Raw genomic sequence first — 18,302 nt, forward strand, 5'->3', positions numbered from 1 at the left:
TATTACCGGCGGGTAGCATCATCGTGGGAAGGTAGCTACTAGTCGGTACGAATTAGGCGCGAGGAGCCAGTGCCTCGCCGATCTCTCTACGGAGCAGTCGCCATGGGGCACTACAAGTCGAATCTCCGCGACATCGAGTTCAACCTCTTCGAGGTCCTCGGGCGCGACAAGCTGTACGGCACCGGTCCGTTCGCGGAGATGGACACGGACACCGCCAAGAGCATCCTCGGGGAGATGACGCGCCTCGCGGAGAACGAGCTGGCGGAGTCCTTCACGGACGGCGACCGCACCCCGCCGGTCTTCGACCCCGAGACGAACACCGCGCCCGTACCGGAGTCCTTCAAGAAGAGCTACAAGGCCTTCATGGACTCGGAGTACTGGCGTCTCGGCCTGCCCGAGGAGATCGGCGGCACCACCGCCCCCCGCTCCCTGATCTGGTCGTACGCGGAGCTGCTGCTCGGCGCGAACCCGGCCGTGTGGATGTACGCCTCCGGCCCGGCGTTCGCCGGCATCCTCTTCGACGAGGGCAACGACGTACAGAAGAAGATCGCCCAGATCGCGGTCGACAAGACCTGGGGCTCCACCATGGTCCTCACCGAGCCGGACGCCGGCTCGGACGTCGGCGCCGGCCGTACGAAGGCGGTCCAGCAGGACGACGGCTCCTGGCACATCGAGGGCGTGAAGCGGTTCATCACCTCCGGTGAGCACGACATGGAGGAGAACATCCTCCACTACGTCCTCGCGCGCCCGGAGGGCCACGGCCCCGGCACCAAGGGCCTGTCCCTCTTCCTCGTACCGAAGTTCCTCTTCGACTTCGAGACCGGCGAGCTGGGCGAGCGCAACGGCGTGTACGCGACGAACGTCGAGCACAAGATGGGCCTCAAGGCGTCCAACACCTGCGAGATGACCTTCGGCGACCGGCACCCGGCCAAGGGCTGGCTGATCGGCGACAAGCACGACGGCATCCGCCAGATGTTCCGGATCATCGAGTTCGCCCGCATGATGGTCGGCACGAAGGCCATCTCGACGCTGTCGACCGGCTACCTCAACGCCCTGGAGTACGCCAAGGAGCGCGTCCAGGGTCCGGATCTCGCCAACTTCATGGACAAGACGGCGCCCAAGGTCACCATCACCCACCACCCGGACGTCCGGCGCTCGCTGATCACGCAGAAGGCGTACGCCGAGGGCATGCGCGCGCTGGTGCTGCACACCGCCGCCGTGCAGGACGACATCCAGGTCAAGGAGGCGGCCGGCGAGGACACCGCCGCCCTGGAGGCCATGAACGACCTCCTGCTCCCGATCGTGAAGGGCTACGGCTCCGAGAAGGGCTACGAGCAGCTCGCCCAGTCGCTCCAGACCTTCGGCGGCTCCGGGTTCCTCCAGGAGTACCCGATCGAGCAGTACATCCGCGACGCCAAGATCGACACCCTGTACGAGGGCACGACCGCGATCCAGGGCCAGGACTTCTTCTTCCGGAAGATCGTCCGCAACCAGGGCGCGGCCCTCAACTCCCTTGCCGAGGACATCAAGAAGTTCCTCGCGCCTGGCACGGGCGGCGAGGACCTGGCAGTGGCGCGCGAGCAGCTCGCCAAGGCGGCCGTCGAGCTGGAGGCGATCGTCGGCCTGATGCTGACGGACCTCGCGGCGACCGAGCAGGACGTCAAGAACATCTACAAGGTGGGCCTCAACACCACCCGCCTGCTGATGGCTTCGGGCGACGTCGTCGTCGGCTACCTGCTCCTCAAGGGCGCCGCGGTGGCCACCGAGAAGCTGCGGACGGCGTCGGCGAAGGACGTCCCGTTCTACACGGGCAAGATCGCGGCGGCGAAGTTCTTCGCCGCCAACGTCCTCCCGGGCGTCACCGGCGCCCGCAAGCTCGCGGCGGGCGTGGACCTCGACCTGATGGACCTGGACGAGGCGGCTTTCTAAGCACACTTCGTATCCCTCGCGACCTTCGCGCCCTTCGTACGCGTCCGACGCACACAGCAGACCAGGCACGGCGGCCCGCACCCGGATCCACTTCCGGGGCGGGCCGCCGTCCTGCTGAACCAGGACACAACCCCACGGTCCGTCCGGTGTCCGATAACTGACTCACCGGCCAGTTGTCCGGCCTTCACAGCCCCGTTACGAGAGCCCGCTCACCATCCCAGGGAGCGGGCGCTATTACGTCGTTAAGGTGAACCCCATGAGCGCACCCCACCGCTTCGACCGCGGCCACACCGACGACTTGATGTCCTTCCTGGCGGCGAGTCCGTCGCCGTACCACGCCGTGGCGAACACCGCCGAGCGGCTGGAGAAGGCCGGCTTCCGTCAGGTCGCCGAGACGGACGCCTGGGACGCGGAGACATCGGCGGGCTCCGCGACGGGGAGCGGCGGCAAGTACGTGCTGCGCGGCGGCGCGATCGTGGCCTGGTACGTCCCCGAGGGCGCCGCGCCGCACACCCCCTTCCGGATCGTCGGCGCCCACACCGACTCCCCCAACCTGCGCGTCAAGCCGGAGCCCGACCTCGGAGGACACGGCTGGCGCCAGGTCGCCGTGGAGATCTACGGCGGACCGCTGCTCAACTCCTGGCTCGACCGCGACCTCGGCCTGGCCGGCCGCCTCACCCTCCGGGACGGCACCTCGCGCCTGGTGAACATCGACCGGCCCCTCCTGCGAGTCCCCCAGCTCGCCATCCACCTCGACCGTGCCGTGAACACCGACGGGCTGAAGCTGGACAAGCAGCGCCACCTGCAGCCGATCTGGGGCATGTCGGACGATGTCCGCGAAGGCGACCTGATCGCCTTCCTCGAACAGGAGTCCGGGCTCGCGTCCGGCGAGGTCACCGGCTGGGACCTGATGGTCCACTCCATCGAACCGCCCGCGTACCTGGGCCGCGACCGGGAGCTGGTGGCGGGCCCGCGCATGGACAACCTCCTGTCCGTGCACGCCGCCGCGGCGGCACTGGCGTCCGTGGCGACGAGCTCCGCCGCCGGCGACGGGGCGCTGCCGTACATCCCGGTCCTCGCGGCCTTCGACCACGAGGAGAACGGTTCGCAGAGCGACACGGGCGCGGACGGCCCGCTGCTCGGCAGCGTGCTGGAGCGTTCGGTGTTCGCGCGCGGAGGGTCGTACGAGGACAGGGCGAGAGCGTTCGCGGGCACCGTCTGTCTCTCCTCCGACACGGGCCACGCCGTCCACCCCAACTACGCGGAGCGGCACGACCCGACGCACCATCCGCGCGTCAACGGCGGGCCGATCCTCAAGGTCAACGTCAACAACCGCTATGCCACGGACGGTTCGGGCCGTGCGGTCTGGGCGGCGGCCTGCGACAGGGCCGGCGTCCCGTTCCAGAACTTCGTCTCCAACAACTCCATGCCCTGCGGGACGACGATCGGCCCGATCACCGCCGCGAGGCACGGCATCAAGACGGTCGACATCGGTGTGGCGATCCTGTCGATGCACAGCGCACGGGAGTTGTGCGGCGCCGACGACCCGCACCTGCTGGCCAACGCGCTCGTGGCGTTCCTGGAAGGGTAGTTGGGCACAGTAGTCGGGCAACCACGCATACCTGTCCCAGGTCCGGGCACCCGGAACCTCCGGAACAACCGGAACCTCCGGTACGACCGGACCGGACAGGGAGGCAACACTCATGAGCCTCGGCGGATGCATCATCCTCATCGCCGTGGGAGCCATCCTCACGTTCGCCACCGACTGGGAGATGGAAGGGGTCAACCTCGACCTGGTCGGCGTCATCCTGATGATCGTCGGAGTGATCGGCGCCCTGGCGTTCCGCAGTGTGGCCCGGCGCAGGCGGGTACTGATACCGCCCTCGACGACCGTGATCGACGACGACCGGTACCAGCGCTGACGGTCGCCCCACAGGGTCGTGCCGGTCGCCCGCGCCGAGGGTGCCGGTGGATTCGAGGACCCCATCGGCGTACAGGTGGCGTTTCTGACCCCTGCGCGGGGAAGCGGTGAGTACATGAGATTCCTCGTACGCGACCGGCTGCTCGGCTTCGGCGACGACTACTGGATCGAGGACCAGCACGGCACCAAGGTGTACCTGGTCGACGGCAAGGCGATGCGGCTGCGGGACACCTTCGAGCTGAAGGACACCCACGGGCGGGTGCTGATCGACATCCACAAGAAGATGCTCGCCCTGCGGGACACGATGGTGATCGAGCGGGACGGCGACCCGTTGGCGACGATCAGACGCAAACGCCTGTCACTGCTGCGCAACCACTACCGGGTGTCGCTGGTGGACGGCACGGAACTGGACGTCAGCGGAAAGATCCTGGACCGGGAGTTCGCGGTCGACTACGACGGCGAACTCCTCGCCCAGATCTCCCGCCGCTGGCTGCGCGTCCGGGAGACGTACGGGGTGGACGTCGTACGGGACGACGCGGATCCGGCGCTGTTGATCGCGGTGGCGGTCTGCGTGATCCACCTGGCGGAGAAGGAGCGCGGGGAGGATTGAGGGGGGATCGAGAGGGGATCGCGAGGGTCTCGCTCCGCAGCCCCGGCCGGCGTCTTCAGCCCGTCCGGCGAAACCCCTCAGGTGCGCCCCGAAACCCCCAGCACCCGATCCTTCAACGCGGGAAACGCCTCCCGCGTCTCCCCCACCTTCGCGGGATCGAACTCGACCCGCAGTACCTCCTCGCCGGCCCCCGCCTCGGCCAGCACCTCACCCCACGGATCGACCACGATCGAGTGCCCGGCCTGCGGAACTCCCGCATGCGTACCAGCCGTTCCGCACGCGAGGACGAACGCCTGGTTCTCGACGGCCCGCGCCTGAGCCAGCAGCGTCCAGTGGGCGCGCCGCCGCTCCGGCCAGCCCGCCGAGATGACGATCGTCTCGGCACCCGAGTCGACAAGGCCGCGGAAGAGCTCGGGGAATCGAAGGTCGTAGCAGGTGGCGATGCCAAGCGTCGTCCCGGGCAGAGTGACGGTCACCAGTTCCGCGCCCGCGCCCATCAGCACGGCCTCGCCCTTGTCGAAGCCGAAGCGATGGATCTTGCGGTAGGCGGCGGCCAGGTCACCGGCGGGGGAGAAGACCAGGGAGGTGTTGTACAGAGGCCCCTCGGGGTCCCGTTCCGGGATCGACCCGGCGTGCAGCCACACGCCCGCGTCGCTCGCCGCCTTGGCCATCGCCTCGTACGTCGGCCCGTCCAGCGCCTCGGCCTCCGTCGCGAACCGCTCGTACGCGAAAGCCCCCGTCGTCCACAGCTCGGGCAGTACGACGAGATCGGCTCCGGCCTCGTCCCGTACCAGGGAGGCCACGCGCCGTCTGCGCGATTCGACCGATTCGCCCTCTTCTACACCGATCTGGATGAGCGAGGCGCGCACACTACCACCGTCCTGACATTCGAGCCGTTCACACGGGCCTACGATCGTCACACGAAAGCACTGCCGGGGTGCCGCACAGCAGCGTAACTTAACGTTCCAAGACACCCGCTGACAGCTATCCCGCCCGCGCCTTCGTACCCACCGAAACGCCACACCGCCGCCGATACCGCCACTGGCACCAGCGCCGACAACGCCGTCGACACCCGCCGTCATCCGCCGTCACCACTGCCCGCGTACCGACCGCCCGAGGGGTCCCGTTCCGTGAGTCTGCATCCCACTCTCCAGCCCTACGCCGACGCCTGGACCCACTCCATCGACGCGATATCCGAGCTGGTGTCACCGCTCGTGGAGGGCGAGTGGAACCGCCGGACCCCATGCCCCGGCTGGTCGGTCCGTGACGTGGTCTCCCATGTCATCGGCCTGGAGTGCGAGATGCTCGGCGACCCGCGCCCCATCCACACGCTCCCGCGCGACCTCTACCACGTCACCAACGAGCAGCAGCGGTACATGGAGATGCAGGTCGACGTACGGCGGCACCACACGGCCCCCGAGATGACGTCCGAGCTGGAGTACACGGTCATCCGCCGCAACCGCCAGCTGCGCAACGAGACCCGCGAACCGGGGACGATGATCCGCGGCCTCTACGGCCGGGAGACCGCCCTGGAGGACCTCATGCGCAACCGGGCGTTCGACGTGTGGGTGCACGAGCAGGACCTGCGCACCGCCCTCGGCCGGCCCGGCAACCTGGACTCGCCCGGCGCGCACATCGCGCGGGACATGCTCCTCTCCGCGCTGCCGAAGGTCGTCGCCAAGGACGCGGGGGCGCCGCGCAGTTCGGCGATCGTCTTCGACGTGCACGGTCCCGTCGAGTTCCTGCGCACGATCCGCGTCGACATCAACGGCCGCGGCACCCTGGAGACGTCCCCGGCCCTCGGCCCCGCCGCCAGCTTCGCCCTCGACTGGGAGACCTACTTCCGCCTGGCCTGCGGCCGGGTGACCCCGGAGGCGGTCGCCGACCGCGTCAAGACGGAGGGCGACCCGGGCCTGACGGCAGCGATCCTGCGCCACTTCGCGGTGACGCCGTAGCAGCACTTTTCAGCGCGGGCCGGGCAATCCCAGCCCATTTCAGCCCGTCCGGCGTTTGAGGACGAGGCCCGTTCAGGGCCGAAGCGGGGGCCTGGGGGCGGCAGCCCCCAGAGGCGCCCACCCGAGCACCGGCCACTGTGAACCGGCGCTCACACCGGAACGTGCACCGTAGAAACCCTGCTGACAACCAACCGCTCCGACTCCCGCAGAGCGGCCCGCTTCCGCAACCGCAGAATCTGGCTGACGCCAACCCCCTGCAGCAGGAACACGAACGAGAACGCGGCGGTGTAGTTGTCCCCGGTCGCGTCCAGCAGCACACCGACCGCGAACAGTGTCGTCATCGAGGCGACGAAACCGCCCATGTTGGTGATCCCGGAAGCCGTCCCCTGACGCTCGGGCGGATTCGCGGGCCGGGCGAAGTCGAAGCCGAGCATCGAGGCGGGCCCGCAGGCACCCAGCACCGTGCACAGCAGCACCAGCAGCCACATCGGGGCGTGTTCGGCGCCCGCCACCGCCGGGTAGGCGAGCGTCACCGCCCACATCAGCGCCGTGGCGCCCACCGTGCCCAGCGCCAGCGGCAGCCGAGCCGCGTGGTGCCGGGCGACGATCTGGCCGTACACCAGGCCGATCACCATGTTCGACAGCACGACCAGGGTGAGCAGCTCCCCCGCGGTCGCCCGCGTCAGCCCCTGTGCCTCGACGAGGAACGGCAGACCCCACAGCAGCAGGAACACCATCGCCGGGAACTGGGTGGTGAAGTGCACCCACAGCCCGAGCCGCGTCCCGGGCTCGCGCCACGAGGCGGCGATCTGCCGGCGTACGTACGCGGCCCCCTGATGCGGGAACGGCTCCGGCTCGTGCCCCTCCGGGTGATCCCTGAGGAACACGAGCATCAGCACCAGGACGACGACTCCCGCGACCGCGCTGCCCCCGAAGGCCGCCGTCCACCCGACGCCGTGCAGCAGCCGGGCCAGGACGAGCGTCGAGACCAGGTTGCCCGCCATCCCGGCCAGCCCCGCCAGCTGCGCGATCATCGGCCCGCGCCGCGCCGGGAACCAGCGGGACCCCAGCCGCAGCACGCTGATGAACGTCATCGCGTCACCGCATCCGAGCAGCGCGCGGGAGGCGAGGGCCGTGCCGTAGGAGGGGGAGAACGCGAAGCCCAGTTGTCCGGCCGTGAACAGCACCGCTCCGATGGCCAGCACCTTCTTCGTGCCGATCCGGTCGACGAGCAGACCGACCGGTATCTGCATGCCCGCGTAGACGAGGAGCTGGAGGATCGAGAAGGTGGACAGGGCGGACGCGTTGACATGGAAACGGTCGGCGGCGTCGAGCCCCGCCACCCCCAGCGACGTACGGAAGATGACCGCGACGAAGTAGACCGAGACGCCGACGGACCAGACGAGGACGGCACGGCGCCCGCCCGGGGGTGCTCCCTCCGGGGGAGTATCGCCGGGCAGCGAGCCGCGACCGGTGCCGGCCGGGGTCTTGGGGCTCATCGGACCTCGCCCCGCGCCAGGTTGGAGAACCAGCTGACGTGCCGGTGCACGATCGCGACCGCCGCCTCCGGATCGCCCGAGCGCAGCGCGTCGAGGATCTCCTGGTGCTCGACGAGCGTCTTGGTGATGCGGTCGGGGTGGGCGTGCATGACGGCGACGCCCATCCTCAGCTGCCGGTCGCGCAGTTGGTCGTACAGCCGGGAGAGGATCTCGTTGCCCCCGCTGCGGACGATCTCGGCGTGGAAGCACCGGTCGGTCACGGCGGCTCCCGCGAGGTCTCCCGCGGCGGCCTGCTCGCGCTGCCGTTCGAGCAGTTCCGTGAGACGGGCGAGGAGTTGGGGCGAGGCGGGCACCGCCTTGCGGATGGTGTGCTCCTCGACCAGCTGGCGGGTCTCGACGACGTCCGCGATCTCCTGTGCGGAGACGGGCAGGACGAGCGCACCCTTCTTCGGGTAGAGCTTGATCAGCCCCTCGGCCTCCAGACGCAGCAGCGCCTCGCGCACCGGTGTGCGGGACACCCCTACGGCCTCGGCCAGTTCGCCCTCGGTGAGCAGGGTGCCGCCTTCGTAACGGCGGTCCAGGACGCCCTCTTTGACGTGGGCGTAGACGCGTTCGGCGGCGGGAGGCTGCTTCACGTGCTGTATGGCCGGGCTACTCATGCCGACAGCATAGATACAACACGTACCCATGCGGGCAGCCGTCCGCCATATGGACCGACCCCCGAACCGATCCCCGTTCGGGGCGTGACGTTGCCGCGCGGGCAACAGTTCAATCTCAGGAAGGGTCGCGGGAACCACGGAGAGCCATACGGCGTCCCTCGGAAAGGGAAAATCGGGGAACCCGCCTCAGCACGCGCACAACCAACTGTGCTAGTTACGAGTCACACGAGAGTGGCGTTCCGCCCGTTCGGCCAACTCGGCCGCTCTCCAGGGACATTCGGACGATCCAGACGTAATCGGGGTATTGAAGTTGATAACCGGCATCCAGGGCATCCGTTTTCGTAGAGCCGCAGCCGTGGTGGTCACCACCGGCGCCGTGCTCGCGACCGGAGCGCTCACCGCGGCGCCCGCTCAGGCAGCTCCCGCCGTTCCGACGATCGTCGCCAAGGGCGGCTATCTGATGAACAACGCCAACGGCGCGAGCCTGTACACCAAGGCCGCCGACACCAAGCTCTCCACCGGTTCCACCACGAAGATCATGACGGCGAAGGTCGTGCTGGCAACGGCGAACCTGAACCTCAACACCAAGGTCACGATCCAGAAGGCCTACAGCGACTACATCGTCGCCAACACCGCCTCCTCGGCCGGCCTGATCGTCGGCGACAAGGTCACCGTCCGCCAGCTGCTGTACGGGCTGATGCTGCCGTCGGGCTGCGACGCCGCGTACGCGCTCGCCGACAAGTTCGGCACCGGCTCGACGCGCGACGCCCGGGTGAAGTCGTTCATCGCCAAGATGAACAGCACGGCCCGGAGCCTCGGCATGACGAACACCAAGTTCGACAGCTTCGACGGCATCGGCAACGGCTCGAACTACTCGACGCCGCGTGACCTGACGAAGCTCGCCAGCAACACCATGAAGAGCGGCGCCTTCCGCACGATAGTGAAGACGCAGAACTTCAAGGAGAAGGTCACCACCAAGACCGGTGGGACCCGCTGGATGAGCTGGGAGAACACCAACAAGCCGCTGCTGTCCGGCTACGCCGGCACCATCGGCATCAAGACCGGCTCCGGTCCGCAGGCCAAGTACTGCCTGGTCTTCGCCGCGACCCGCAACGGCAAGACGGTCATCGGCACGGTCCTCGCCTCCACCTCGGTCGCCAACCGCACGGCGGACGCGAAGAAGCTGATGAACTACGGCTTCGCGCGCCTGGGCTGACACCCGGCACGTACGCATGACAGAGGGGGCCCACTCCGGTGGGCCCCCTTCGTGCGTCACGGCTCACTGCGCCCCAGTGCCTACGCCCGGGTGCCTGCGCCCAGTGCCTACGCCCAGGTGATGAGCTTCTTCGGCTGCTCCAGGATCGCCGCCACGTCCGCCAGCACCTTGGAGCCCAACTCCCCGTCCACCAGCCGGTGGTCGAAGGAGAGGGCCAGGGTGGTCACCTGACGCGGCTTCACCTTGCCCTTGTGGACCCACGGCTGGAGCTTGATCGAGCCGACCGCGAGGATCGCCGCCTCCCCGGGAGGGAGGATCGGCGTGCCCGTGTCGACGCCGAAGACGCCGACGTTCGTGATCGTCACCGTGCCGCCCTGCATGGCCGCGGGCGACGTCCTGCCCTCCCGCGCCGTGGACACCAACTCGCCGAGCGCCTCCGCCAGTTGCGGAAGCGTCTTGTCGTGGGCGTCCTTGATGTTCGGGACGATGAGGCCGCGCGGGGTGGCCGCCGCGATGCCCAGGTTGACGTAGTGCTTGAGCACGATCTCCTGGTTCGCCTCGTCCCAGGACGCGTTGATGTCCGGGTGCCGCTTGATCGCCACCAGCAGGGCCTTGGCAATCAGGAGCAGCGGGTTCACCCGCAGACCCGCCAACCCGTACGAGTCGGGGGCGCTCTTGAGCTCCTCGACCAGCTTCAGCGTCCGCGTCACGTCCACCGTCACGAACTCCGTGACGTGCGGCGCCGTGAACGCCGAGCCGACCATCGCCACCGCGGTCGCCTTCCGTACGCCCTTGACCGGGACGCGCGTCTCCCGTGTGCCGTCGTACGAAGCGACCGGCGCCGGGAGCACCGGGGCGACCGGCTCTGTGCGCACCGGCTCGGGGACCACCGGGGCCACCGCGGCGTGGACGTCCTCGCGCGTGATGACGCCGTCGGGGCCCGACGGCGTCACCGTCGTCAGGTCGACGCCGAGATCCTTGGCGAGCTTGCGCACCGGCGGCTTCGCGAGCGGACGCGCGGCCTGCGGCGCAAGGACGGTGAGGGCGGCGCCGTGGCCGCCGTGCCCGTTGGCCTCCGCCCGCCCGCTGTGGCCGTTCAGCTCCTGCTGGACAGCCGCCGCGACCTCCTGGGCCGGGACCTCGGCGCCCTTGCGGGGGCGGCGCTTGGTCGAGGAGACGGACACGCCGTAGCCCACGAGGACCGGCTGGCGGGCCTGTGGCTTCGCCTCCTCGGGGGCCTCGGCCGCAACCGGGGCCTCCACCGCGGCGCCGGCTCCGCCGGTCACGTCCACCGCGATGATCGACATGCCCACGTCGACCGTCGTGCCCTCGGGGAAGTGCAGGGAGCGCACGACCCCGTCGTACGGGATGGGCAGTTCGACGGCCGCCTTGGCGGTCTCGACCTCGCACACCACCTGTCCGTCGGTGACCGTGTCGCCCGGCTGGACGTACCACTTGAGGATCTCGGCCTCGGTGAGTCCCTCGCCCACGTCGGGCATCTTGAACTCGCGAACGGACGCGTCAGTCATCGTCGTCACGTCCCTCTCCTCAGTACGCAAACGAGCGGTCGACGGCGTCGAGCACCCGGTCCAGGCTCGGTAGGTACTCGTCCTCGAGGCGCGCCGGCGGATACGGGGCGTGATAGCCGCCGACCCTGAGCACCGGAGCCTCCAGGTGGTAGAAACAGCGCTCCGTGATCCGGGCGGCGATCTCCGCGCCCGAGCCGAAGAACACCGGTGCCTCGTGCACCACGACCAGGCGGCGGGTCTTCTCCACCGAGGCCTGGACGGTGTCGAAGTCGAGCGGGGAGACCGACCGGAGGTCGAGGACCTCCAGGGACCGGCCCTCCTCGGCCGCCGCGTTGGCCACCTCCAGGCACAGCTTCACCATCGGGCCGTAGGCGGCGAGGGTGAGATCGGTGCCCTCCCGGACCACCTTGGCCTTGTGCAGCGGGCCGGGGATGGCCTCGACATCGACCTCGGCCTTGTCCCAGTAGCGCCTCTTCGGCTCGAAGAAGATCACCGGGTCGTTGCTCTGGATGGCCTGCTGCATCATCCAGTACGCGTCCGACGCGTTGGCCGGGGACACCACCTTGAGGCCCGCCACGTGCGCGAAGAGCGCCTCCGGGGACTCCGAGTGGTGCTCGACCGCGCCGATGCCGCCGCCGTACGGGATACGGATGACGATCGGGAGCTTGATCTTGCCCAGCGCGCGTGCGTGCATCTTCGCGAGCTGGGTGACGATCTGGTCGTAGGCCGGGAAGACGAAGCCGTCGAACTGGATCTCCACCACCGGGCGGTAGCCGCGCAGGGCGAGACCGATGGCCGTGCCGACGATGCCCGACTCGGCGAGCGGGGTGTCGATGACGCGGTCCTCGCCGAAGTCCTTCTGCAGACCGTCGGTGACGCGGAAGACACCGCCGAGCTTGCCGACGTCCTCACCCATGATCAGGACCTTGGGGTCCGACTCCAGGGCCTTGCGCAGCGATTCGTTGATCGCCTTGGCCAGGGCCATGCTCTTGGAAGTCACAGCCCTGGAAGTCCCTGTCTCCGCCGCCATGGTCATGCCTCCTCCACATCTGCGAACGACGCCTGGTAGGCGGCGAACTGGGCCCGTTCCTCGTCCACGAGCGCGTGCCCGTCGGCGTAGGTGTGCTCGAACATCGCGAAGGGGTCCGGGTCCGGCATGGCACGGACCACTTCGCGTACTCGCCTGCCCAACGACTCGCTCTCGGCCTCCAGTTCCGCGAAGAATCCCTCATCCGCGTGGTTTGAGGCCTCCAGGTACGTGCGCAGACGCGCGATCGGGTCCTTCGCCTCCCAGGCCACCCGCTCGTCGTCGTGGCGGTAGCGGCTCGCGTCGTCGGAGGTGGTGTGGTCGCCCATGCGGTAGGTGAACGCCTCGACCAGCGTGGGGCCCTCGCCCCGGCGGGCCCGCTCCAGGGCCCACCTCGTCACCGCGAGGACGGCCAGCACGTCGTTGCCGTCCACCCGTACGCCGGGGAAGCCGTAGCCCTGCGCGCGCTGGTAGAGCGGGACGCGGGTCTGGCGCTCGGTCGGCTCGGAGATGGCCCACTGGTTGTTCTGGCAGAAGAACACCACGGGCGCGTTGTAGACCGAGGCGAAGGTGAAGGACTCGGCGACGTCGCCCTGGCTGGAGGCGCCGTCCCCGAAGTACGCGATGACCGCCGAGTCGGCGCCGTCCTTGGCCACGCCCATCGCGTAGCCGGTGGCGTGCAGGGTCTGCGAGCCGATGACGATCGTGTAGAGGTGGAAGTTGTTGATGCTGGGGTCCCAGCCGCCGTTGTTCACCCCGCGGAACATGCCGAGCAGGTTGGTCGGGTCGACGTCCCGGCACCAGGCGACACCGTGCTCGCGGTAGGTCGGGAAGACGTAGTCGTCGGGGCGGGTGGCGCGGCCGGAGCCGATCTGGGCGGCCTCCTGGCCGAGCAGCGAGGCCCACAGGCCCAGCTCGCCCTGGCGCTGGAGGGAGGTGGCCTCGGCGTCGAAGCGGCGGGTCAGCACCATGTCCCGGTACAGGCCGCGCAGTTCGTCGGAGGTCAGGGCGGCGACGTACGGGTCGTAGGCGGCGTTCTTGATGCGCCTGCCCTCGGGCGTCAGCAGCTGGACGAGGTCCGGATCGGCGCCCGTCCCGGCCGGCTTCGCGGCCGGCTTCTTGGTGGCTGCGCGTTTGGCTGTGACGCGCTTCGCGGCCGTGGCAGGGGCGTCGACGGCCGGTGCGTCGGCGCTCTGGGCGGTGGTGCGGGTGGTACCGGTCTTGCTTCCGGCGCTGCGTCGCGGTTTGCGCGCGGCAGTGCTCTCCACGGTCACGTGTACTCCTCCGTCGGTCCGGCCCCGGGGTTGCCGGGTAACCAGTGCGGTCACCTGTACCCGACACCGGTGCACGGGGTGGGTGCCGCTCGGCCGGGAACAGGCGTGACAGGCGCCCCGGCGAGCGTCCCGCAAGGATCACGTTACCCAGTGCGTCATATTTCTATGAAACCCCCCTGACCTGCCATTTTGCTTGGAAATCCAAGTAAATTGAGCAAGTCGGGAAGGGACCCTGGTCACAGCCTTGCAGGGGGCCGGAACAACGGCACGTTATCCCGCTCACCCAGCTCACGGGAAGAGCCGGTATGTGAGACTGTCCGCGTGCCTGAAACCGGAAAAATCACCGTATTTCTCCTCGACGACCATGAAGTCGTCCGCCGGGGAGTCCGCGAACTGCTCTCGGTCGAGGACGACATCGAGGTGGTCGGCGAGGCCGGTACGGCGGCGGAGGCGCTGGCACGGATTCCGGCCACCCGCCCGGACGTGGCCGTCCTTGACGTACGGCTCCCGGACGGCAGCGGTGTCGAGGTGTGCCGCGAGATCCGCTCGCAGGACGCGGGCGTCAAGTGCCTGATGCTGACCTCGTTCGCCGACGACGAGGCCCTCTTCGACGCCATCATGGCGGGCGCCTCCGGGTACGTCCTGAAGGCCATCCGCGGACATGAACTACTGGCGGCCGTCCGGGACGTCGCCGCGGGCAGGTCCCTGCTCGACCCGGTCGCGACCGCCCGCGTCATGGAGCGGCTGCGGGACGGCGGAAACGCGGCGAAGGGCGACGAGCGGCTCGCGAACCTCACCGAACAGGAGCGCCGGATCCTCGACCTGATCGGCGAGGGGCTCACCAACCGCGAGATCGGCGAACGGCTGCACCTGGCGGAGAAGACGATCAAGAACTACGTGTCCGGGCTGCTGTCCAAGCTGGGCATGCAGAGGCGCTCCCAGGCGGCGGCGTACGTGGCACGGATGCAGGCGGAGCAGCAGGGGCAGCGCCAGGTTTCCGAGGGGTGACCCGCCGAATCGGGACCTAAGACCCCTCTTCTCGGGGCGAGCGCCCCTGGTGCGCCCGTCCTCCCGGCGCGCAACCTGGGTGTATGCCGACCGACGAACAGCGCGCCGCCGATCTTCTCGGCCGGGTCGAGCACGGCCGGGTCGCGACCAGCATGCGCGCGTTGCCCTTCCTGGCCTCCGCCCGGCACATCGTCGTGGACGGCCGGGTCCTGCTGCGCCTGCACAGAGGTCACGGGTACCACCGGGCGTGCGCTGGCGGTGTCGTCGCCTACGGCGCGGATGTTCCTTCCGCGCGGAGGGGGTCGTGGTCCGTGCAGGTCGTCGGTGAGTGCGCCGCCGTCGAGCCGACCGCCGCCGAACTCGACCGGTTCGGCCCGGCACCGCGCTCCGTGGACGGCGTTCCCTTCGATCCCGTCTACCTCCGAGTCGAACCCCAGTTCGCGACAGTGCACTCCGTGATCGAAACCGACTGCCCGTGACTGCCCGCGGTCACCTGTGACTGCCTGTGACAAGCGCCCCGCTCACACGCCCGGCTCGTGCCCTAACATCTGGCGCGTGCCGCGCTCATCTGTACCACCCCTTGCGTCCCATGCGCCCCCGCTGGGCGCCCTCCTCCGTCAGTACACCGCCGGGTCCGCGCTGACCTGCGATCCCGTCGACCAAGGGCTGCTGAACCGCGGCTACCGGCTCGCCACCACGCGCGGCGACTACTTCCTGAAGCACCACTTCGACCCCGAGACCGCCGATCCCGCCGCGATCGCCCGTCAGCACCGGGCGACCCAGCGCCTCGCGGATCTCGGCGTCCCGGTGGCCCCGCCCCTGCCAGGCCGCGACGGACGCACGGTCGCCGTCGTCGGCGGCCATGCCTACGCCCTGCACCCCTGGATCGACGGCCGCCACCGCCACGGCGGCCAGCTCAGCACCGTCCAGTGCGGCCGGCTGGGCGCGCTGCTGGGCGTGGTCCACGCGAGCCTGGAACGGGTGATGCCGACACGCGGCCGGACGCCGGGCGAGCGGGGCGGGGGCCGGCCTGAGGAGCAGGTCGCCGGAGAGCCCGCGCCGCAGGAAGCGACCGCCGGTCAGGGGCGGCCCTCCGAGCACGGCATCGGGCGGGGCCACGCGGGCCCCGAGGAGGCAACGGGCCGACCGGGCCCGGTCGCCCGGCGTCGGGACACCACCCGGCAGAGCCGGTCCACCGACCGGAGCCGGGCCCACGCCCCCGCCGGAGCCCCCGCGAAGACCCCGGCCCCCCGCAGCACCGTCGAGCCCCCGCACCCGCCCGACGCCCACCCCCACGACGCCCACGACCCCCGGACCGCCGCCGAGCCGCCGCAGGCACTCTCGGCCGACCCCGCCGACACCTTCGCGCTCATCGACGACCTCCTGGCCCACGTACGCCGCCACCGCCCCACCGACGCCTTCGACGAACTGGCCCGCCACCGGCTCCTGGAACGGCGGGCACTGCTGGAGCAGCACGCGGACCGGCGGCCCCCGCCGGGCGGCTCGGTGGGCTGGGTGCACGGGGACTTCCACCCGTTCAACCTGCTCTACAAGGGGGACGCCCCGGCCGCGATCGTCGACTGGGACCGGCTCGGTGTGCGGCCCCGCGCGGAGGAGGCCGTACGTGCCGCCGCGATCTTCTTCGTACGGCCCACCGGCACGCTCGACCTGCCCAAGGCACGGGCGTACGCGTGCGCGTACCGGCGTACGGCCGGGGCCACGCCCTCCGAACTGGCCGCCGCCGTGCACCGGGTGTGGTGGGAGCGCCTCAACGACTTCTGGATGCTGCGCTGGCACTACGAGCGGGGGGACACCCGCGCCGACTCCCAGTTCCCGGCCGCCTCGGCGCTCGCCGTGTGGTGGACACGCGAGTACGACGCGGTGTGCGAGGCGTTCGTGGACTGACACCCGCGTGGGCCGGCCGCCGCCGACCCCCGGCTGAACGCAACGCGCGCGTGAAGCCCGTTCCGGGCCGCACGCGCGCGTGGAGACTGCTTTCCGTCAACCGGCCGCCGGTCCGTTCACCCGGCGGGGCGGTCGGCGGGTCAGGGGGTGGTGCCGCCGTCCGTACCGCCGTCTTCCTCACCGGTGTCGCCCGACGTCTCGGACGACGGAGTCACCGCGTCCGACGGCTGCGACGCCGTGACCGAGGGCGCCGCGCTCGTCGCCGGGTCCGACGGGGTGGTCGACGGCGTGGTGGAGGGGGTGGCGGACGGCGTGAACGACGGCGTGGCCGACGGCGTCCACTGGGACCCTCCGTCCGAGCCGCTGCCGTCGTCCGTGGCGGTGTCCGACGGCTCCTCGGAGGGCTCGTCGGTCGGGCTCGCCGTGGTGTCGTCGGCCGTCTCGGACTGCGAGGTGGTCGGCGACTCCTTGGTGCCGGTCTTGCCGTCCGTGCCGTTGCCGTTCTGCAGGGCCAAGGCAACGCCCGCCGCGATGGCGATCACCGCGAAGAACGCCAGTATCCACAGCTTGCCCCGGCCGCCGCCCCGGTTGCCGTGCCCCTCGAAGCCGCCGTCGTCCCTGCCGCCGTACCCGGCGGGCAGGATCTGCTGGGGGATCTGGGTGGTGCCGGACTGGTCGCCCGGGTGGTTCATCACCGCGGTGCCGGCGAAGCCCCCCGAGGGAGTGTGCCGACCGTCGTGCATGTCGACGGGCCCGGTGTTCCAGGTACCGGTGTGGCTGCCCTGGTCGTACAGCATCTGGAGGCCGTACTGGATCAGCCCGCGCATCTCCTCGGCGGTCTGGAAGCGGTCGTCCGGCTCCTTGGCGAGGGACCGCATGACGAGCCCGTCGAGCTCCGGCGGCGCCGCGTCCGAGACCTGTGACGGGGGCACCGGAATGTCCTGGACGTGCTGGTAGACCACGGACAGCGGCGTCTCGCCGGTGAACGGGGGCCGCAGCGCGAGGAGTTCGTACAGCAGACAGCCGGTGGCGTACAGGTCGGAGCGGTGGTCGACGGCCTTGCCGAGGGCCTGCTCCGGGGAGAGGTACTGGGGCGTGCCCATGACCATGCCGGTCTGCGTCATCGTCGTCGACGCCCCGTGCAGCGCGCGGGCGATGCCGAAGTCCATGACCTTCACAGCGCCACCGTGGGTGATGATCACGTTGGCGGGCTTGATGTCGCGGTGCACGATGCCGTGCTGATGCGAATAGGCAAGCGCTTCCAGCACCCCGGAGACGATGATCAGGGCCTGCTCGGGCCCGGGCGCCTCGGCGTTGATGAGGAGGTCGCGGATGGTGCGCCCCTCGACGATCTCCATCACGATGTACGGGACGGACTGGCCGCCCACGTTGTCCTCGCCGGAGTCGTACACGGCGACGATCGAGTGGTGGTTGAGCCCGGCCACCGACTGGGCCTCGCGCGTGAAGCGGGCCTTCGAGATCGGGTCCTCGGCGAGGTCGGCGCGGAGCAGTTTGACCGCGACGGTCCGCCCGAGGCGCACGTCCTCGGCGGCGAACACCTCGGCCATCCCGCCCCGGCCGAGTCTGTGGGTGAGCCGGTACCGGCCGTCCCCTACCAGTCCGCCGTTGCCCCACAGTTCAGGCGCGTCTGACATACCGCCGCCAGCCGCCTCGGGGTCGGACGGGCCCTGAGCGCGCTGCTGTGCCATCAGTCCTCGCCGTCGTTTCTGCCCGCGGTGCGCGCGGTGTTGTTACGGTCTCCGTCGGCCA

Annotated in this window: 16 protein-coding genes; 9 read left to right on the forward strand and 7 right to left on the reverse strand. The window is 70.0% G+C overall.

From position 1 onward, the window contains the following. Positions 1-102 precede the first annotated feature (102 nt). The 4 genes from OHN74_RS21210 to OHN74_RS21225 all read left to right on the forward strand — a co-directional run bounded on the left by OHN74_RS21210 (position 103) and on the right by OHN74_RS21225 (position 4,460). On the forward strand, positions 103-1,929 hold the full coding sequence (locus OHN74_RS21210; RefSeq protein WP_327696139.1) for an acyl-CoA dehydrogenase: 1,827 nt from the start codon (positions 103-105) through the stop codon (positions 1,927-1,929). Positions 1,930-2,185: 256 nt separating this feature from the next. Further along, positions 2,186-3,520, forward strand: coding sequence for a M18 family aminopeptidase (locus OHN74_RS21215; RefSeq protein ID WP_327696140.1), 1,335 nt, complete (start codon positions 2,186-2,188; stop codon positions 3,518-3,520). Between the two features lie 112 nt (positions 3,521-3,632). After that, complete coding sequence (locus OHN74_RS21220; RefSeq protein ID WP_327696141.1) at positions 3,633-3,851, forward strand: DUF6458 family protein; 219 nt, start codon at positions 3,633-3,635, stop codon at positions 3,849-3,851. A 114-nt stretch (positions 3,852-3,965) separates the two neighbouring features. Then, positions 3,966-4,460, forward strand: a complete 495-nt coding sequence (locus OHN74_RS21225) for an LURP-one-related/scramblase family protein (RefSeq protein ID WP_327696142.1) — start codon at positions 3,966-3,968, stop codon at positions 4,458-4,460. A 77-nt stretch (positions 4,461-4,537) separates the two neighbouring features. Here OHN74_RS21225 and OHN74_RS21230 read toward each other — a convergent pair whose 3' ends face one another. Then, positions 4,538-5,329 carry a carbon-nitrogen family hydrolase gene (locus OHN74_RS21230; protein WP_327696143.1) on the reverse strand — a complete coding sequence of 264 codons (792 nt, stop codon included), beginning with the start codon at positions 5,327-5,329 and terminating at the stop codon, positions 4,538-4,540. A 261-nt stretch (positions 5,330-5,590) separates the two neighbouring features. Between OHN74_RS21230 and OHN74_RS21235 the strand changes: the two genes are divergently transcribed. Then, positions 5,591-6,415 (forward strand): maleylpyruvate isomerase family mycothiol-dependent enzyme, encoded by an 825-nt coding sequence (locus tag OHN74_RS21235; protein WP_327696144.1) that lies wholly within the window; start codon positions 5,591-5,593, stop codon positions 6,413-6,415. 149 nt (positions 6,416-6,564) lie between these two features. Here the strand turns inward: OHN74_RS21235 and OHN74_RS21240 are convergent, their stop codons facing one another. After that, entirely contained in the window at positions 6,565-7,914 is a 1,350-nt protein-coding gene (locus OHN74_RS21240; protein WP_327696145.1) for an MFS transporter, read from the reverse strand. Then, positions 7,911-8,573 (reverse strand): GntR family transcriptional regulator, encoded by a 663-nt coding sequence (locus OHN74_RS21245; RefSeq protein ID WP_327696146.1) that lies wholly within the window; start codon positions 8,571-8,573, stop codon positions 7,911-7,913. Before OHN74_RS21245 ends, OHN74_RS21240 begins: the two co-directional genes overlap by 4 nt. Before the next feature lie 310 nt (positions 8,574-8,883). Between OHN74_RS21245 and OHN74_RS21250 the strand changes: the two genes are divergently transcribed. Beyond that, a complete protein-coding gene (locus OHN74_RS21250) occupies positions 8,884-9,789 on the forward strand; it encodes a D-alanyl-D-alanine carboxypeptidase family protein (protein WP_327700213.1) in 906 nt (301 codons plus the stop codon). 107 nt (positions 9,790-9,896) lie between these two features. Here OHN74_RS21250 and OHN74_RS21255 read toward each other — a convergent pair whose 3' ends face one another. From OHN74_RS21255 to pdhA, 3 genes are read right to left on the reverse strand one after another with little or no spacing between them, the layout of a single operon-like run. Further along, complete coding sequence (locus OHN74_RS21255; RefSeq protein WP_327696147.1) at positions 9,897-11,327, reverse strand: dihydrolipoamide acetyltransferase family protein; 1,431 nt, start codon at positions 11,325-11,327, stop codon at positions 9,897-9,899. Positions 11,328-11,337: 10 nt separating this feature from the next. After that, positions 11,338-12,303, reverse strand: coding sequence for an alpha-ketoacid dehydrogenase subunit beta (locus OHN74_RS21260; RefSeq protein WP_327700214.1), 966 nt, complete (start codon positions 12,301-12,303; stop codon positions 11,338-11,340). A 47-nt stretch (positions 12,304-12,350) separates the two neighbouring features. Beyond that, positions 12,351-13,619 carry a pyruvate dehydrogenase (acetyl-transferring) E1 component subunit alpha gene (gene pdhA / locus OHN74_RS21265; protein WP_327696148.1) on the reverse strand — a complete coding sequence of 423 codons (1,269 nt, stop codon included), beginning with the start codon at positions 13,617-13,619 and terminating at the stop codon, positions 12,351-12,353. 321 nt (positions 13,620-13,940) lie between these two features. Between pdhA and OHN74_RS21270 the strand changes: the two genes are divergently transcribed. The 3 genes from OHN74_RS21270 (at position 13,941) to OHN74_RS21280 (ending at position 16,532) form a co-directional block, all read left to right on the forward strand. Next, the gene (locus tag OHN74_RS21270) at positions 13,941-14,627 is read left to right on the forward strand and encodes a response regulator transcription factor (RefSeq protein ID WP_327696149.1); all 687 of its coding nucleotides are present in this window, start codon (positions 13,941-13,943) and stop codon (positions 14,625-14,627) included. Between the two features lie 83 nt (positions 14,628-14,710). Continuing rightward, entirely contained in the window at positions 14,711-15,106 is a 396-nt protein-coding gene (locus OHN74_RS21275; RefSeq protein WP_327696150.1) for a pyridoxamine 5'-phosphate oxidase family protein, read from the forward strand. Positions 15,107-15,182: 76 nt separating this feature from the next. Beyond that, positions 15,183-16,532: a phosphotransferase gene (locus tag OHN74_RS21280; RefSeq protein ID WP_327696151.1), complete on the forward strand. Its 1,350-nt coding sequence runs from the start codon at positions 15,183-15,185 to the stop codon at positions 16,530-16,532. 140 nt (positions 16,533-16,672) lie between these two features. Here OHN74_RS21280 and OHN74_RS21285 read toward each other — a convergent pair whose 3' ends face one another. After that, positions 16,673-18,241 carry a protein kinase domain-containing protein gene (locus tag OHN74_RS21285; protein WP_443060423.1) on the reverse strand — a complete coding sequence of 523 codons (1,569 nt, stop codon included), beginning with the start codon at positions 18,239-18,241 and terminating at the stop codon, positions 16,673-16,675. Between the last annotated feature and the right edge of the window lie 61 nt (positions 18,242-18,302).

Origin of the sequence: Streptomyces sp. NBC_00459, from assembly GCF_036013955.1 — a bacterium.
GTDB lineage: Bacteria > Actinomycetota > Actinomycetes > Streptomycetales > Streptomycetaceae > Streptomyces.

What these genes read in the sequence shown, in the direction of transcription:
- OHN74_RS21210 (WP_327696139.1), top strand. Translation starts at nt 103, where the DNA reads ATGGGGCACTACAAGTCGAATCTCCGCGACATCGAGTTCAACCTCTTC.
- OHN74_RS21215 (WP_327696140.1), top strand. Translation starts at nt 2,186, where the DNA reads ATGAGCGCACCCCACCGCTTCGACCGCGGCCACACCGACGACTTGATG.
- OHN74_RS21220 (WP_327696141.1), top strand. Translation starts at nt 3,633, where the DNA reads ATGAGCCTCGGCGGATGCATCATCCTCATCGCCGTGGGAGCCATCCTC.
- OHN74_RS21225 (WP_327696142.1), top strand. Translation starts at nt 3,966, where the DNA reads ATGAGATTCCTCGTACGCGACCGGCTGCTCGGCTTCGGCGACGACTAC.
- OHN74_RS21240 (WP_327696145.1), bottom strand. Translation starts at nt 7,914, where the DNA reads ATGAGCCCCAAGACCCCGGCCGGCACCGGTCGCGGCTCGCTGCCCGGC.
- OHN74_RS21245 (WP_327696146.1), bottom strand. Translation starts at nt 8,573, where the DNA reads ATGAGTAGCCCGGCCATACAGCACGTGAAGCAGCCTCCCGCCGCCGAA.
- OHN74_RS21260 (WP_327700214.1), bottom strand. Translation starts at nt 12,303, where the DNA reads ATGGCCCTGGCCAAGGCGATCAACGAATCGCTGCGCAAGGCCCTGGAG.
- OHN74_RS21275 (WP_327696150.1), top strand. Translation starts at nt 14,711, where the DNA reads ATGCCGACCGACGAACAGCGCGCCGCCGATCTTCTCGGCCGGGTCGAG.
- OHN74_RS21285 (WP_443060423.1), bottom strand. Translation starts at nt 18,241, where the DNA reads ATGGCACAGCAGCGCGCTCAGGGCCCGTCCGACCCCGAGGCGGCTGGC.